Genomic DNA, 15,787 nt, shown 5'->3' with positions numbered 1-15,787 from the left:
TCCACACCCTCGCGTATTAGAATCCAGCCGGGAACAGGCCGTTGCGAACCCGTACTGCAAAACGGGCTGCCTGTTGCCTGGCAAACAGCCGGCGGTTTGAAGCTAACTTCCGGTTCAGGGGAACAGACTTTTTTTGAAGCAGCCTTTCGGCTCAACAGGAGAATGAAGAACTTTAACCTGATTGACACAAGGTCAATTTTATCATGGGTATGGGCAGGCCGGTTGGCTTGTTACTATCTGCGGGGGCATAAAAATCCCCTCGCAAAACTTATTATACGAGCATTCCTGTAAACGGTTAAAAACGGCGATTGAACAAAAAGAAGATACTCCCTACAATTAGCTCAAAGGGGTCAAGCCCCAAGCAGGGTCAAACAGCAACAGAGTTGCCGAATGCCCTAATTAAAAAACGAGCATAGCATTGAAGGGAGTATCCAAAATGAGTGTAACACAGAACGAAAAAATTCGTCAATTGACAGAAAGCACAATGGTGGTCGGTGTGGATATCGCCAGCGAGAGCCATTGGGCACGAGCGTTCGACTGGCGCGGGATTGAACTGACCAAAGCATTCCATTTTGAAAACGATGCGGAGGGCTTTGTGCTCCTGACCTCATGGATATGGGATGTAGCGGCGAAAAACAGCAAGGATCAGGTTGTCATCGGGGCAGAGCCAACGGGCCACTACTGGTTCACGCTGGCGGAATATCTAAAAGACAGCGACATCAAGTTGGTTTTGGTAAATCCGCACCATGTAAAGAAAAGCAAGGAATTGGATGACAACCACCCGAGCAAGAGCGACCTGAAAGACCCGAAGGTCATTGCCAAATTGGTACTGGAGGGGCGCTACTGCGAGCCATATATCCCAGAGGGCGTATACGCCGACCTACGGATAGCGATGAATGTCCGTGAGCGTATTATCAGGGAGATGGTGATAGCGAAGAATCAAATCCAGCGGTGGCTGAAAATTTATTTTCCCGAATATCGAAGTGTCTTTGTAAATTTCAGCCAAACTGGTAGTATGGCGATCCTGCATGAAGCCCCCTTTCCCGCCGACCTGGCTGCTTTAGGGCCGGACGGTATCAACACCATCTGGCGACGCATGAAACTGCGGGCGGTGGGAAAGAAGCGTGCCCAGAACCTGTATGCGGCGGCTAAAAAGAGCATCGGATGCAGGGACGGCATGGGAGCAGCCCGAACAGAATTGAAGCTACTACTGGAAGATTACGACGCCAAGGCCCAGCAGCTTGCGGAAATCATGTCCATGATAGAGGCATTGTGCGAACAAATACCTGCGGTAGCCGAGTTGATGAAAATCCCCGGTATTGGCCTCGTGACCGTGGCCGGGTTCTTCGCAGAGGTCGGCGCCGTCCGACGGTTCGATTCGCCAAGGCAGATTCAAAAGCTGGCCGGTCTTGCCATCACGCAGAACAGTTCCGGCAAATTCAAGGGACAAACAGGCATCAGCAGACGGGGACGCTCCCGGTTGCGAACGGTTTTGTTCCGGGCCGCCATTATGCTGGTTGGATGGCATGGCAGCCCAGAGTTCCGGCAACTGCATCAATACTATACAACCAGGGAAAAGAACCCGTTGAAGAAAAAACAATCCATTATTGCTATGAGTTGTAAGCTCATCCGAGTGTTTTACGCGGTCTCGACAAAAGGCTGCGCTTACGACCCCGTGAGACTGCTTGCGGATATTCATAGGAACCAGCCGCAGCAAGCGGCGTAACCGTTACAGGAAGCTGCTCCCTGAAGCGTCGCGGGGATGCACCGGGCTTCCGTCCATCAGTATTTTGCAAAACAAAAACAGAGCCGGTAGTTGGTCATCAAAATTCTCCATCAGAGCAACGACTCGGCATACGAGCACGACTGACACCACCTTGCAGGCAAGCAGAACGAAGGAATTGAGGGCAACGACCCTGTTAGACATGGGAGGTTTGCTGCTGCGGGAAATGTGGTTTACCGTTTGGCCTGTCATCAAAAAACACTTGATGCTGGCTTTGCTGTGCCTCTTTCCCGCTGGATTAGGCGTTCGACGCTCTCCGTGCCTGCATACGCTCTGTTTAACCTTGCGTAATCCTGTGAAAACGGGAGTATTGGAAAGAAAACTCAAGATTATTTAGGGAGGAGATATAGCATATGACTACAATAAATCCTAGCGAGAAAAGCCGAGTAATTTCTGCCGCAGAAATGGCATCTGTATCTAATATCTCAAATTTGACCAACGATCGAATCGAAGCGTTGGCAGGTGGTCACGGTATGGTTAATATGGCCATTCATACTGTGGTCAACGTTATCACCGAAGAAGTGCTCAGAGGCAGGAGCCTATCCATTGAATTTGCCGATGCCCGCAGACTGCCGATTGATGATATCATGGAGAAAGCAATCAAAACGGCAAAACATTCCGGAGCTGATGGTGCAAACGCCGCATTAATCGTAGCATGCATTATGTATTTGGCAGGGTCTAAGGCACAGGTTGGCATACCGGCCGGAAACAGGAAGCTGGGGGCTACTGCCCGGATGTTGGCTCAGGTGGATCGAAGCGGTGTCGCCGCAGTTCCCACAGCTAAAATGAATAATAAAATCTCCGGATTTCCTGCGGTTGTGGCCATTAATCAGGCTATGATGGAGGGACGATTGACGTCCTTTGACGGTAGAAAGATACCCATGTTTGTGGCTGGCGGCCCAGTATATGGGCATAGTGCATTGGGGGAAGATTTTATCTGGCCGGAGATGGCACGAAACGGTGCACGTATTGGTACACAAGCCATGCTTGATGCCATGGCCGGTGCTGCGATGCAACCCAAGCCTTTTATCTCTGCTGTATTAGGTGCTGCCGCGATTCTGGAAATCATCCATCCGGATGCTGAGGTGCCGGAAGCAAGCGGGCAATATGGCCGGACAAGCTCGGCCTATTTGGTGGGTAAGTCGGCTGTCGAAACTGCAGGGCTACCGGAGAAGATCCATTTAAAAGTTACCGGAGAGGAATATGATACTGCAAAAGTTGTCGGTGATGTCGGTTTAATTATCAAGGATATCGGCGGACCTTCTGTAATCGGCATGATGGCTTTTGATGAAATTTTTGCTGCTTTTACTGAAATGCTCTCAGGATTCTCAGGAAGTCCTGTCAATACACCACTCGGACATATCGGGGCTTATGCCATTATCGGGATGAAGGCATTATTTGAACATAACGGGGATGCCGAGAAAGTGGCAAAAATGATTGCTGAAGAACGTGCTCAAACTACATTTAATCCGGAAGTGGCGCTGTTCAGTATAAATACAATAGCAAGAAAAGCTAATGAACTTAACAATGGTCTTGTCACTAGTATGTTAATCAATGCAACCGAGCCCGCAAGAGCCAAAGCCTTACATTCGCGCGCGGAGTTTGCTTTTGCCCAACTATCGGCAGGGAAAACGCTGGAAGAAGTAGTTCGCGCATTGGATGAAGAACGTATTGCATATATGGAAAAACATGCCGATAGAATTCTTAGTGATATGACAGGCAGTGAGACCCACGTTAAAATACTAAAAATCGCACCAGGCGCAAGAAGAACTGCCAACCTCGCGAAAAAGTATTGGGCGTTTGATCCGTTGATTGATATTAGTGTGACTCTTGGTGATAAGACGGCTGTGATGCATGGGTTTGTCCATGACATTATACCCCAAATATGCAAAGGGGAGCGACCTGATATTGAATGGGCAGCACCACTGGGTGCTGTAATAATGGATGAAATTGCCTTTTCAGGAGTTTGTATTATGAATATTGTTGTACCTGCTGCCATAGCTGCGGCAATGAAACTCTATACGCCAGCTGAGGCGGCAACTATTGCTGAAAAAGCGGCATATGTTACTGCCGGCATCCCTGGAGGAAAGGCTGCGGCAACACGGGTTGCAAAACTTGCTTTAGAGATTATTGAAGCTTAAACGAGGAGAATAAGGAAGGATTGCCGTTATGCTTTTAATGACTACCGTTGACAATGTAAATGCTGAACACGTTCCATACCTAATTGAACAGTTAATGGCAAAAGGAGCCGGCAATGTCCATGTGGTGAATGCGATGACCAAAAAGGGGAGGCCGGAATATATTCTGCTAATTGATACACCTGAGGGAAATGTAGATATAGTCAGCGGCTATCTTGCTGCTGAATTAGGAACCTTGGGTATCAGGCAGTTTAATGTCGACCATATCTCTTACAAATACTCTATCGAGACGATGAAGGTAACCTTGCAGGATGGAACAGGGAATAAAATTTGGGAAGATAATGTAAATGTCAAGTTAGTCAAAGATGTCCGTGATAATCCACTCACTGCCCGGGCAGAGTATGAGTGTGTGAAGAAAGCGGCAAAAGCGTTTGAAGCTTCGGGTGCAGGCATTACCTTTTATGAATTAAAACAGATTATTGAGAGTCAGGCAGTAAGCTATTTCAAGAATACGGAGTTTGCAATACATGTTGAACCAGTAGACAAAAGTAAATTGCGGGATAAGAATCCCAGCCGGTGAAACTGCAAAGTTCCATTTCATAATATTTTTCTTGCTAGTAGTCAAAAAAGGGCGAGTCGCAAGACGATTTTTAAATAATCGTTTGCGACCCGCCTTTTTTAACTATTTCCCATAAGCTGACCAGTTTGGGACAAGTCATAACCGCCCATGCCGGCTACTTCGTTACGGAATACATCGGAACGGATAATGGTTAACAGCGCCTGGAAATGTGGCTTATCCGCATCCTCCCGGCGCAAGACAAGGTCATAACGCTCTTTTTTTTGAAAAATGAAATCAATATCATAACGCTCTTTTTTTTGAAAAATGAAATCAATATCGCTGACTTGCAGTGCAGCTTTTTCGATACCGATACCGACATCGGCTTCGCCTCTGGCCACACAACTGGCGACTGCCAGATGGCTCATTTCCTCCCGGGAGTAGCCGTTTATCTGGCGGTAATCAATTGCAAGCACGTGCAGCATTTCGTCAAGCAAAACTCTTGCGCCGGACCCGCGCTCCCGGTTGATGAGCGTTATATCAGGCCGGTTTAAGTCATGCCAATGGCTGATGTTTTTTGGATTGCCTTTGGCAACGTAAAAACCGGTATTGCGATAAGCCAGGTTGTAGACCACTGTACGGTGCCCTGGCAGAAACCGGCGTACATAAGGAGTATTATACGTGTCGGTATCGCTATCCCACAAATGGGCAGTAACGACATTAGCAGTCCCGCGATACAGGGATAACAGCCCGTCAATGCTGCCAGCATAATTGCGAAAACAACGGATATGGGGAAGTGCTCTTTCGAGATGCCGGGTTAGAATATCAAGGATAATGTCTTGCCCGCAGATGATAAAGCTGTCCGGTTCGGCGCCCGGGTCGTCTAATGGTGGCTGGGCAGCGCCCTTCCGGGACAATGCAGTTTTCTTTGATTTTTGGATATAGACTTCTAAATCCGGTGCTTCGACCCGGACTTTGCGACCAATGTGATAGGCCGCAAGATCGCCCCGCTTAATCATTTCATAGACGGTGAAGCGAGAGATCTTCAGGATTTTGGCAACTTCTGCGGGGGTGTAGGACGTTGTGTCACTCATAATATGCACCTCTATAAAAAGTTATATTAATTGCTGGCAAGCTCTTGCCAATATCATACAACAAATAATATAATAACACCATAGAGGCTATGTTCGTTTTTGTTAGTTTATATTAGTTGAAATGAATTGCATTTGCGTTTTTTATTTTAAACGGTAAGCCAAGCCTTTGCTTTTTCGATGATATTAATTAAAGAAGAGTACGGTAGTATCTACTGTTTTAGGTATAGTTCGGTTATGTTAGTTGTTTTTTGCCTGAAAGGGGGTAAGGTATTTGTTTGATTCATTGACAGCCGGGCTGAATGAAGACTGTCCGTATGGGGATATAACGACAGAATTGCTTGGGATCAGCGGATTGGGAAAATTTCGGTTCATATCACGGGAAGATGCTATCATATCCGGAACGCCGCGCCTTAAAGAGTTTTTTGAGAGCAAGAAACTCCAGGTCGTTGATTGCAAGGAAGCGGGGACCCCAGTAGCTAAAGGCGGAGTCATTATTGAGGCCCATGGCGAACTAACGACACTGTTTAAGTTATGGCGGATATGTCAAACGTACCTGACAGTGATGTCAGCTATTGCTACGCAAACTCATAAGCTTGTCAGTGCAGCCAGAGAAGTCAATCCCGATATTCAGATTGTGGTGGCTTGTCGCAAAGCTCATTTGGGAATGAGGCTGGATGAAATGCGGGCTATTCAGGATGGTGGCGCTATTTATCATCGCAATTCGCTAAGTGATACTATTTTGATAACACAGAACCACATGAGGATGCTGGACAGCCTGCCTGAAAAGTTGTATTCCATGCAGCATAAGATTGAGTTTGAACCCAGCAATCTGGAGGAAGCCTTCCGCTATGCTTCCTGCGTAGATGTTATGCTGCTTGATCATTTTGAAGCCGAAACGTTAAAACCGGTTGTGCAGGAGCTGCGGCAAATGAATCCTAAACTCCAAATAGGGGTGGCCGGAGGTATCACACTGGACACGGTGAAAAAATTCGCCGGGTTTGTTGATCTCATTGTACTTAGCTCTGTACTATATGCCTATCCGCTGGATTTTACCTGCCGGATAGAGCGAATCTAAGGGGGAAGAAAAGATGGGGAAAATGAGTACAAGACTGTTTGTTGTTTTGGCCCTGGCAGTAGCCGCTATTTTTAGCTTGGTTGGCTGTGGCGGCGAAAAACAAGCTCCACCGGCAGCGCAAGCACAGCCGGTAGAAATTAATGTATCGGCGGCAGTGAGTCTTAAGGATGCACTTGCGGAAATTCAAAAGAACTATCAGGCTAAAAACCCGAATGTTAAACTTGCTTACAATCTTGGGGCTTCCGGTGCCCTCCAGAAGCAAATCGAGCAGGGTGCGCCTGCAGATATTTTCATTTCAGCTGCTCCCAAACAGATGAACGAATTGGAAGAAAAAAATCTAGTCAACAAAGCCACCCGCAAAAATTTGGTTGAGAATAAACTGGTTGTTGTTGTGCCTAAAGAATCAAAGCTGAACATAACCAAATATGAAGACTTAACTCAGGACGGAGTGAAAAAGCTTGCGCTTGGTGAGACAGCCACAGTGCCTGCCGGTCAGTATGCCCAACAGGTATTACAAAAATTAGGATTGTGGGATGCAATAAAAGACCGGGTAGTTTTCACCAAAGATGTACGTACCGTACTGGCTTATACTGAAACAGGCAATGTAGAGGCCGGGATTGTATATAAGACAGATGCCATTTTCAGTGACAAAGTGAAAGTTGCCGCCGTTGCGCCGGAAGGAAGCCATCAGCCCATAGTTTATCCTGTGGCTGTAACCACCGGTACTAAACAGCAAAAAGCAGCCGAAGCTTTTGTTGAGTATCTGTTTAGTGCAGAAAGCAAAACCGTCTTTGAAAAACATGGCTTTACGATGGGTAAATAGCAGACAGCTTGTTTAAGGTAGTGCAGGGGGGAGTTTACCATGAGAAGGAATGCTGCAGTTCATTTGCTGTTTGGACTGGTTGCAGTTTTGGCTGTTGCCGGAACCATCTGGGCTGTGGAGCCTGTGGCTCACAGGCCGGCTAAACTTGCAGAACCGGTTGAAATTAATGTTTCTGCCGCGCTTGGCCTAAAAGATGCCTTACAGGAAATTCAAACAGAATATGAAGCAGTTAACGCAAATGTGAAGCTGGTGCTCAATCTTGGGCCTTCCGGAGTTTTGCAAAAGCAGCTGGAGCAGGGTGTTCCTGCCGACCTGTTCATTTCTGCCTCTATGAAGCAGATCAATGAGTTGCAAAGTAAAAACCTTGTAGTACCTTCTACCCGAAGAATACTGGTGAATGACAAATTGGTTTTGATTGTTCCTAAGAATTCACAGTTGATAATTGAAAGTTTTCAGGATTTAAAAACAGTTACGCGATTTGGCATGGGCGAGCCGGCAACAGTGCCGGCTGGCCAATATGCCATGGAATTGCTTAAAGGCATTGAGGTATGGGAAGCCGTTAAAGATAAAGCTGTCCAGGCTAAAGACGTTCGTACCATCATCTCCTATGTCGAAACAGGAAATGTTGATGCCGGTATTGCATTTTCGACGGTAGCAGCGCTGAGTGATAAAGTAAAAGTCGTCGTTGTTGCGCCTGATGGTTCGCATACGCCGGTTATGTTCCCGGCGGTAGCTATGACTAATTCTAAGCATCCTAAAGAGGCGGCCGCCTTTTTAGACTATTTATGTGGTCCGCAAAGTGCAGCAATATTTCAGAAATACGGTTTTAGTTTTGTCGGCTCAGGCCAATAAGGTAGGTGTATGTTATGGAATGGCAGCCAGTCCTTTTGTCGGTCAAGGTTGCACTTGTCTCATTAATATTTGTATTCACCTTTGGAGTAGCTGCCGCTTATGCGATGCGAAGCTTTGAATTTCCCGGCAAGAGTGCACTGGAGGCAGTTTTTGCATTGCCCTTGGTATTGCCGCCTGTGGTAACCGGCTTTGTATTATTGGTTTTGATTGGCAAACAAGGGCCGATAGGACAGTTTTTGTCAGAAACCTTCCATACCCAGATTATTTTTACGCCATATGCAGCAATGCTTGCTGCCACGGTAGTTGCATTCCCACTGATGTATCAAAGTACCAAAGCGGCTTTTCAGGGGGTGGATCGTACCCTTGAGGACGCCGCCCGGACGTTAGGCTCCAGTGAATGGCGGGTTTTTCTGACAATAACCATCCCCTTGGCTTGGCCGGGTCTGGTTGCCGGGCTGGTATTGTCCTTTGCCAGGGCACTGGGCGAATTCGGAGCCACTATCATGGTAGCCGGTAATATTCCCGGTAAAACGCAGACCATTCCGCTGGCAATTTATTTCGCGGCAGAATCCAATAACTTGACGCTTGCCGGCACCTATGTCCTGTTGATTAGCGGTATAACCTTTCTCCTCATTTTTTGGCTCAATGTCTGGTCGAAAAAGAGAGCCGGCGATACGTCTGTAAGGGGGTTGTTCTAAATGCTGCAGGTTGCTATGAAGAAAAGATTATCGGATTTTACGCTGGATATTAAGTTTACGGTCGCCAACGATATTTTGGTATTGTTTGGCCCTTCAGGTGCGGGCAAGACAACCATTCTGCGGGCCATTGCCGGTCTCTTAAGGCCGGATGAAGGCCATATTATTCATAATGAATGTGTTTTGTTTTCTTCAGCGGCAAAAACCTTCATGCCGCCGCAATCGCGGCGTGTGGGATACATGTTTCAGGAATTTGCCTTATTTCCGCATATGGATGTTAAACGCAACATCTGGTATGGTGTTAAAAAACATGACAGCAGATCCCAGGAGCTCTATGAACGATTGTTGGGGCTGTTGCGTATTGAGCATTTGGCATCACGGTTTATTGAGAAATTATCAGGCGGCGAGAAGCAGCGAGTGGCTTTGGCCCGTGCGTTGATGGCAGAACCGGCGATTCTGTTGCTGGATGAACCTTTGTCGGCACTTGACAGTGATACCCGCCTGGAATTACAGGCAGAGCTAAAGAAGATTCAGGGTATCTGGAATATTCCCTTTATTCTTGTCACTCATGATCTTGCAGAGGCCAAGGCATTGGGGAATCAATTTTTGTTTTTAGAAAAGGGCAGGCAAACAGCCGGCGCTGCTTTGCCAATTGCGGAGCTGCTTCAGTGTCAGGGTGTTGGTTAGTGGTGCACGGCAGGGTATTTTGTGAACAGTATAAAGCAGGCTTGTATCAGCTAAAAGAGCAGTAGTTTCTTTTAGTTGATTTTTTATATATGAGGATATTGGAAGACGGCTATAATAAAAGCTTTTGTGGCCGGTGATATTGATATGGGCGGGGGATGGTTAGATGAGTATTGCTATCGTGGATGTGAATGGCTGGCAAAATGTGTTGGATCTTAAAAGCGGTAAAAAACGCACTGAGGATACACCACTTATCCGGTTGGTAAGGCAAGTGCTGGACAGGCATCCTTATCCCGGGGATACCGACCTGCGCAGCAATACCTGGGTAACGGATACCGCTTTGGATATGCTGGAACAATATAATCCCCAACTTGTATTTTTAAGCTACGCGCAGCAATATTTTGCTGCCCGGTATACGCGGCTGCCGGATATTGCATGGGATGCTATGACTGATGAGCTATTTAGCGAAATAGAACGTTTTGTCAGACAATCGGGATTTACTCCGATAATTATTGGCAACGGTGATATGATAACTATTGAGGGCTGGATCGATTTGACCAAACTGGATGGTGCGGCAGTTTGTACAAGCTGTTCCACCCGCTATGCAGGGCTTTATAATGCAAGCAGGAGAGATTTTGAATATGTCCATAATCTACAGCAAGTAGAAAGGGTTGTCAGCAAAGCGGAATTTATCCGGGAATTTGACGGTCACCAGGAGGATGTCCGGCGTTTACCGGAATATCTGGTGGTGGCAAAAGCAGGATATTGTTTTAAAACACCGGCAGTGCCGCAGCCGGTTATGATGCCGGCGCGCAATGAAGTAGTTCCCATATATACAGAGCTGGGAAAAATAACTGATATTACCGGTATCTGTGAGCATATCCGCGCTTGCGGCGGAAACAAGAAGATCGCGCTGATTGTCTTAGAGGGTATTGGCAGAAAACATTTCCGGTTGCCGTATCAAGAATGTAGCAACCGGCTAAAATGGTTTTGTTATGAACCGGGAGTGGCACAATATTTGTCGATTTCCTGTGGAAAGCATCAGCTATTTCAGTATCCGGCCGGTTATCGGCAAAGTGTGGAGGCTGATGTAAATACAGATTATCCGTTTTCAGGTAAATTTGAGGAGATGCCGGCAGGCACACTGGGAGAAAAATTTGTCGGCAAGAGTATTGCTATCGGCAATAGGAGTATGTTTATGCATACCGTTGCCGGTGTGGACATTTCGATTGAGTGTTTTGCAAGAAATTTAAATAATCTGGGCTGCCTGGCGGTTATTCATAAGAGAAAAGTAGGTCAGAGATTTCTCTAACCGATTGACCTTTTGCCAAAACTTAGCATACATGCTCTTCTTATGTTAATTGATTATTGCGGCAGGAGAATGGGGGAATATAGTTGAATTAGCATATATATAGTTTAGAGAAAGTTTATCGCTGATGAGGGGGCCTGTCACATGTCGGAAAAAATAAGTGTAACCTTTTCCAATGGACGTACTGTCGAGTATGAGAAAGGTGTTACACTGCTGGAAATTAGCCGGGATGCCGCTCATAGGTATACTACACCGGTGGTAGCCGCAAAAGTAAACAATACCATAAGGGATCTGCAGAATGTGCTAGAACAGGACAGTGTGGTAGACTTCCTTGATCTCCGGAGTGAGGCCGGGATGAAAGTGTATCAGCGCAGTGTCACTTTTGTCTTGATTGCTGCCGCTCAGGAACTGTTTCCAGGCAGTGAAGTAACGGTGGAGCATTCCTTGAGCAAAGGGCTGTACTGTGAACTGCATCATGGACGGGATATTATGCCGGAAGACGTCGAAAAACTTGAGCAGCATATGCGCCAAATTATTGAGGAGGACCGGCCGATTGTTCGTAAAACTCTGCCTAAGGCCGAAGCTATCGAAATGTTTAAGGCAGCAGGACAGCGGGAAAAAGTCAGTCTGCTCGAACAGTTTGACAAGGAAAACGTCAATATTTATTACTGTGGCCAGGTGTATGACTATCTTTATGGTAATATGACACCTTCAACCGGTTATGTAAAAGTATTTGAACTTAAATATTATCCACCGGGAATCATCTTACGGCTCCCTGAGAAGGATAATCCTAATGTGCTGCCCAAATTTGTTGAGAATCCAAAATTGTTTAAAGTGTTTAAAGAAGCCGCCCAATGGGGAAATATTTTACGGTGCGCCTATGTAGCCAACCTGAATGAGTGCACTGGTAAAGAGGATATAACAGATATTATAAGAGTAGCGGAAGCCTTGCATGAGAAAAAGATAGCCCAGATAGCCGACTTTGTCGCTTCGCACCGTGACGAAGTTCGGGTTATTTTGGTAGCCGGTCCTTCCTCATCAGGAAAAACTACCTTTGCCCAGCGGCTTAATATTCAATTAAGAGTTAACGGGGTGTGGCCGGTACCGCTTTCACTGGACGATTATTTTGTTGACAGGGAGAAAACGCCGGTTGATGAACATGGCGAGTATGATTTTGAATCGATTGAAGCCATTGATCTGGAATTATTTAATTCTCATCTGGCCAGGATTTTGTCCGGAGAAGAAGTGGAAATGCCTACCTTTAATTTTAAAACAGGGCAGCGTGAATACCGGGGCCACCGTATTAAGGTAGACAAAAGCCAGCCACTGATTATCGAAGGCATCCACGGACTTAATGAACGTTTAACAAGTTCAGTGCCCCGTCACTGTAAAATTAAAATATATATTAGTGCCTTAACGCAATTGTCGATAGACAGCCACAATCGCATTCCCACAACCGATGCCCGTCTTATTCGCAGGATTGTCCGCGATAGTGAGTTTCGTTCCCATGACGCGCTGATGACACTCAAGATGTGGCCATCGGTACGCCGGGGCGAGGAACGCAACATTTTCCCATTTCAGGAAGAAGCCGATTTAATGTTTAATTCGGCGCTCATTTACGAATTGGCGGTGCTCAAGAAATACGCCGAACCGCTGCTGCAAAAGATTACACCAGACAACTCAGAGTATTCGGAAGCTCGCCGGCTGCTCAACTTCCTGGAATACTTTATTCCGGTGGAAGATAATGAAATTCCGCAAAATTCCATTCTGCGTGAATTTATCGGCAAGTCTTGTTTTGAAAAATAGCAATAAAAATATCACCCGGCTTTAAGCAGGGTGATATTTTTTTACGGTCACAGCCAACTGTGTGTTAGCGGTTGGACTCAAAAAACTTAAGGGCAACCTCGGGGAATACGGCATAAGACAATACATCTTCGGTAGAGGCATTAGGATAACCCTTTTCAGCCAATTCCTGACGAAGGGCAGGCATTTGCGGCTTGATGTCGTCAGCCGGACGGTGGGTGATAATCTCATCATCCCCAATTAGCGTTTTCAAGAATTCCGGGTCAATAGGAGCCGGGGTACGGCCATATTTACCGCGGGCAAGATCTTTGATTTCCCGTGGCACAACTTTATAGCGGCCCAACATAACGTTGAAAGCCGACATGGAGCCAACAATCTGGCTTGTTGGTGTAACCAGCGGCGGATAGCCGAGCTCGGCCCGCACTTTGGGCATTTCCTCGATAAGATCAGGGAACTTATCTGCCATACCCTGTTCTTTCATTTGGTTTAAAAGATTGGAGAGCATGCCACCGGGGATTTGGAACGACAGTACCTTGGTGTCAATTTCAATGTTGGTATTAAGATTAAAGGTTTCAGTCAGTTGTTTTTTTATAGTCCGGAAATGATCGGCAATGGGGAACAGCTTCTCCTTGCTGAGGCCGGAATCACGCTCAGTGCCTTCGAGGGCGGCAATCATGGCCTCGGTAGCCGGCTGGGAGGAAGCCATAGCGAATGGTGAAAGGGCGGTGTCAATAATATCAACACCGGCTTCAACTGCTTTTAAGTAAGTCATAGAGGCCATGCCGCTGGTGTAGTGTGTGTGCAGGTGAATGGGTATATTGATTTCGGCTTTCAGTGTTTTTACCAGTTCATAGGCTTTATATGGCGCCAGCAGGCCGGCCATATCCTTAATACAGATAGAGTCGCTGCCCAGACTGACAAGGTCTTTGGCTACTTTAAGAAAAGAATCGTTGTTATGGTAAGGGCTGATGGTATATACGAACGCGCCTTGTACATGCGCTCCCGACTCTTTGGCGGCACGCATGGAGGCTTCCAGGTTACGGACATCATTAAGGGCATCAAAAATTCGGATTACTCCCACACCATTATCAACTGCCCGCTTGACAAACTCGCTGACAACATCGTCGGCGTAATGATTGTAGCCAAGTACATTTTGGCCGCGTAAAAGCATTTGAATGGGGGTTTTTTTCAAATACTTTTTAATTGTGCGCAAACGCTCCCAGGGATCTTCATTCAAGAAGCGCAGACAGCTGTCAAAAGTAGCGCCACCCCAAGCTTCAATGGAGAAATAGCCAATTTCATCAAGCTGCTCTAATACCGGCAGCATGTCCGAAGTGCGCATACGGGTGGCAGCCAGTGACTGATGCCCATCGCGCAGGACTGTTTCCGTAATTTTTAATGGAATACCTGTATTCATGAAAGTCCCCCTTACTTATTAGTTTGATAATTCAATTAGTAAAATGGCAATACTTAAATTTTAGACGGTTTTTGCTGCTTTGACCAGTAGCAATGAAAAAAATATACTGTATACATTAATTAATCTTTTCTGGCAGGTTCCAGGTGACGGGCCAAAATTGCCGCCATCTTGCTGGAGCCTGTCATCGCAGGCATGCCGTTATAGTGCCCAAGTTTGGTAAGGATCGAGTATACCTGGGGATTTTCCACCGGTGTATGGGCATGGGAAGCGTTGCCATAGTCATTGATATAATTGGTGCATTCTTCCGGCGGAATAAGTCTGCCGGGACCACCGGCACAGCCACCCTTGCAAGCCATGCCTTCGATAAAGTTGGCATCCAGTTTGCCTGCCCGAATATCTTCCAATAGTTTGGTACAGGCAGGTATACCGTCTACTTTGACCGGGTTGAAGTTTTCGGCACGGCGGGGGATAAGCTTTTCTACTGTGGTACCTACGGCTGCGCTGACGCCGCCTGTACGGCCATAGAGCCGGCCGCCCCAGGAGGCTAAGGGGTTTTCTTCATCCGCTTCCTCAACCGGGTTCACATTAGCTGCCTCAAAAATGGTCGCAAGTTCCTGAAAGGTGAGGACGAAATCAATGGCGCCTTTCAGGTCAGGGAGTTGTGCTTCCGATTTTTTCGCTACACATGGGCCAATGAAAACCACTTTGGCATCTGGTTCAAGTTCTTTAATTACCCGTCCTGAGGCAACCATCGGGGATACTGACGGCGATATATGGCCCATTAAGTCAGGGAATTTGTTTTCGATCAGTTTAATCCAGATAGGGCAGCAGCAACTGGTGATTAGGAAATCATGTTCATCTTTAACATGTTCATCATATTCAAAGGCTTCCTTAATGGTGATCAGGTCGGCATACAAGGCTGTTTCCACCATTTCGCTAAAGCCCAGCTTTAATAGCGCGCTGCGCAGTTTGCCTGCCGTTACCTCAGGACCGAACTGGCCGGTAAACGCCGGGGCAACAGAGGCATATACTTTATGGGTATTTTGCTTAAGTAAATTAATCAGTGGTACAAATTGTGATTTATCAGCCAGCGCGCCAAATTCGCAGGCATTGATGCAGTAACCGTCTCTGGCGCACTTATTTTTATCGATACAAGGGCGGCCAAGTTCATCACGGGTAATCGCGCTCATTGGGCAAGTGGTTTGGCAGTTGGCGGTTTTACAATCCTTACAAGCTTCCGGATTGGCCAGGACAATGGGTTCGCTGCCCATACCCATCAGGGCTTCTTCATCATATTCATTAATAACCTCTTCCGAGTTGTTGGGCTCAAGACCCATGGCAATGCGAATCTGATTGGCGACAAGTCTTCTGGTAGCTTTATCTTCAAATTCAGACTGCAGTAAATGGCATATTTCCTCTTTACGTTCGAAAAGTTGGCCTTCCCAGGCAGCTTTTGCAACTTGATAAAGGATTCTAGGTCTGATATTAAGATCGGGAGGAGTACTTTTCTTCATTGTTATCACCCATCCAATTATGATTTTATTACCAATAGTATAAT

The 15,787-nt window shown here is 46.7% G+C and carries 13 protein-coding genes; 10 read left to right on the top strand and 3 right to left on the bottom strand.

Annotated features, from left to right (window positions below):
* Positions 1-436 precede the first annotated feature (436 nt).
* From SPSPH_RS11860 to larC, 3 genes are all read left to right on the top strand, one after another.
* On the top strand, positions 437-1,726 hold the full coding sequence (locus tag SPSPH_RS11860) for an IS110 family transposase (RefSeq protein WP_075756315.1): 1,290 nt from the start codon (positions 437-439) through the stop codon (positions 1,724-1,726).
* Between the two features lie 410 nt (positions 1,727-2,136).
* Positions 2,137-3,924, top strand: coding sequence for a hypothetical protein (locus tag SPSPH_RS11855; protein WP_075755866.1), 1,788 nt, complete (start codon positions 2,137-2,139; stop codon positions 3,922-3,924).
* Between the two features lie 28 nt (positions 3,925-3,952).
* Positions 3,953-4,501 carry a nickel insertion protein gene (larC, locus tag SPSPH_RS11850; protein WP_075755865.1) on the top strand — a complete coding sequence of 183 codons (549 nt, stop codon included), beginning with the start codon at positions 3,953-3,955 and terminating at the stop codon, positions 4,499-4,501.
* Between the two features lie 98 nt (positions 4,502-4,599).
* On the opposite strand, the gene SPSPH_RS11845 is transcribed toward larC, so the two are convergent.
* Complete coding sequence (locus tag SPSPH_RS11845) at positions 4,600-5,571, bottom strand: substrate-binding domain-containing protein (protein ID WP_075755864.1); 972 nt, start codon at positions 5,569-5,571, stop codon at positions 4,600-4,602.
* A 271-nt stretch (positions 5,572-5,842) separates the two neighbouring features.
* Here SPSPH_RS11845 and SPSPH_RS11840 point away from each other — a divergent pair, with 271 nt between their 5' ends.
* The 7 genes from SPSPH_RS11840 to SPSPH_RS11810 all read left to right on the top strand — a co-directional run bounded on the left by SPSPH_RS11840 (position 5,843) and on the right by SPSPH_RS11810 (position 12,815).
* Complete coding sequence (locus tag SPSPH_RS11840) at positions 5,843-6,646, top strand: quinolinate phosphoribosyl transferase (RefSeq protein ID WP_075755863.1); 804 nt, start codon at positions 5,843-5,845, stop codon at positions 6,644-6,646.
* A 13-nt stretch (positions 6,647-6,659) separates the two neighbouring features.
* The gene (modA, locus tag SPSPH_RS11835) at positions 6,660-7,469 is read left to right on the top strand and encodes a molybdate ABC transporter substrate-binding protein (protein WP_233138816.1); all 810 of its coding nucleotides are present in this window, start codon (positions 6,660-6,662) and stop codon (positions 7,467-7,469) included.
* 39 nt (positions 7,470-7,508) lie between these two features.
* A complete protein-coding gene (gene modA / locus SPSPH_RS11830; protein WP_075755862.1) occupies positions 7,509-8,321 on the top strand; it encodes a molybdate ABC transporter substrate-binding protein in 813 nt (270 codons plus the stop codon).
* Between the two features lie 14 nt (positions 8,322-8,335).
* Complete coding sequence (gene modB, locus SPSPH_RS11825; RefSeq protein ID WP_075755861.1) at positions 8,336-9,019, top strand: molybdate ABC transporter permease subunit; 684 nt, start codon at positions 8,336-8,338, stop codon at positions 9,017-9,019.
* Positions 9,020-9,703, top strand: a complete 684-nt coding sequence (locus SPSPH_RS11820; protein ID WP_075755860.1) for an ATP-binding cassette domain-containing protein — start codon at positions 9,020-9,022, stop codon at positions 9,701-9,703.
* A gap of 163 nt (positions 9,704-9,866) precedes the next feature.
* Positions 9,867-11,012, top strand: coding sequence for a hypothetical protein (locus SPSPH_RS11815; protein ID WP_075755859.1), 1,146 nt, complete (start codon positions 9,867-9,869; stop codon positions 11,010-11,012).
* 141 nt (positions 11,013-11,153) lie between these two features.
* A complete protein-coding gene (locus tag SPSPH_RS11810; RefSeq protein WP_075755858.1) occupies positions 11,154-12,815 on the top strand; it encodes a nucleoside kinase in 1,662 nt (553 codons plus the stop codon).
* Between the two features lie 64 nt (positions 12,816-12,879).
* Here SPSPH_RS11810 and SPSPH_RS11805 read toward each other — a convergent pair whose 3' ends face one another.
* Together SPSPH_RS11805 and SPSPH_RS11800 are read right to left on the bottom strand one after the other, a co-directional pair.
* Entirely contained in the window at positions 12,880-14,229 is a 1,350-nt protein-coding gene (locus SPSPH_RS11805; RefSeq protein ID WP_075755857.1) for a pyruvate carboxylase subunit B, read from the bottom strand.
* A 119-nt stretch (positions 14,230-14,348) separates the two neighbouring features.
* Complete coding sequence (locus tag SPSPH_RS11800) at positions 14,349-15,743, bottom strand: [Fe-Fe] hydrogenase large subunit C-terminal domain-containing protein (RefSeq protein ID WP_075755856.1); 1,395 nt, start codon at positions 15,741-15,743, stop codon at positions 14,349-14,351.
* Positions 15,744-15,787: the final 44 nt, after the last annotated feature.

This window comes from Sporomusa sphaeroides DSM 2875 (genome assembly GCF_001941975.2).
GTDB lineage: Bacteria > Bacillota > Negativicutes > Sporomusales > Sporomusaceae > Sporomusa > Sporomusa sphaeroides.
The sequence above is the reverse complement of the archived record's forward strand: the minus strand, read 5'-3'. Positions and strand labels throughout refer to the sequence as shown.

What these genes read in the sequence shown, in the direction of transcription:
- SPSPH_RS11860 (WP_075756315.1), top strand. Translation starts at nt 437, where the DNA reads ATGAGTGTAACACAGAACGAAAAAATTCGTCAATTGACAGAAAGCACA.
- SPSPH_RS11855 (WP_075755866.1), top strand. Translation starts at nt 2,137, where the DNA reads ATGACTACAATAAATCCTAGCGAGAAAAGCCGAGTAATTTCTGCCGCA.
- larC (WP_075755865.1), top strand. Translation starts at nt 3,953, where the DNA reads ATGCTTTTAATGACTACCGTTGACAATGTAAATGCTGAACACGTTCCA.
- SPSPH_RS11845 (WP_075755864.1), bottom strand. Translation starts at nt 5,571, where the DNA reads ATGAGTGACACAACGTCCTACACCCCCGCAGAAGTTGCCAAAATCCTG.
- modA (WP_233138816.1), top strand. Translation starts at nt 6,660, where the DNA reads ATGGGGAAAATGAGTACAAGACTGTTTGTTGTTTTGGCCCTGGCAGTA.
- modA (WP_075755862.1), top strand. Translation starts at nt 7,509, where the DNA reads ATGAGAAGGAATGCTGCAGTTCATTTGCTGTTTGGACTGGTTGCAGTT.
- modB (WP_075755861.1), top strand. Translation starts at nt 8,336, where the DNA reads ATGGAATGGCAGCCAGTCCTTTTGTCGGTCAAGGTTGCACTTGTCTCA.
- SPSPH_RS11820 (WP_075755860.1), top strand. Translation starts at nt 9,020, where the DNA reads ATGCTGCAGGTTGCTATGAAGAAAAGATTATCGGATTTTACGCTGGAT.
- SPSPH_RS11815 (WP_075755859.1), top strand. Translation starts at nt 9,867, where the DNA reads ATGAGTATTGCTATCGTGGATGTGAATGGCTGGCAAAATGTGTTGGAT.
- SPSPH_RS11810 (WP_075755858.1), top strand. Translation starts at nt 11,154, where the DNA reads ATGTCGGAAAAAATAAGTGTAACCTTTTCCAATGGACGTACTGTCGAG.
- SPSPH_RS11805 (WP_075755857.1), bottom strand. Translation starts at nt 14,229, where the DNA reads ATGAATACAGGTATTCCATTAAAAATTACGGAAACAGTCCTGCGCGAT.
- SPSPH_RS11800 (WP_075755856.1), bottom strand. Translation starts at nt 15,743, where the DNA reads ATGAAGAAAAGTACTCCTCCCGATCTTAATATCAGACCTAGAATCCTT.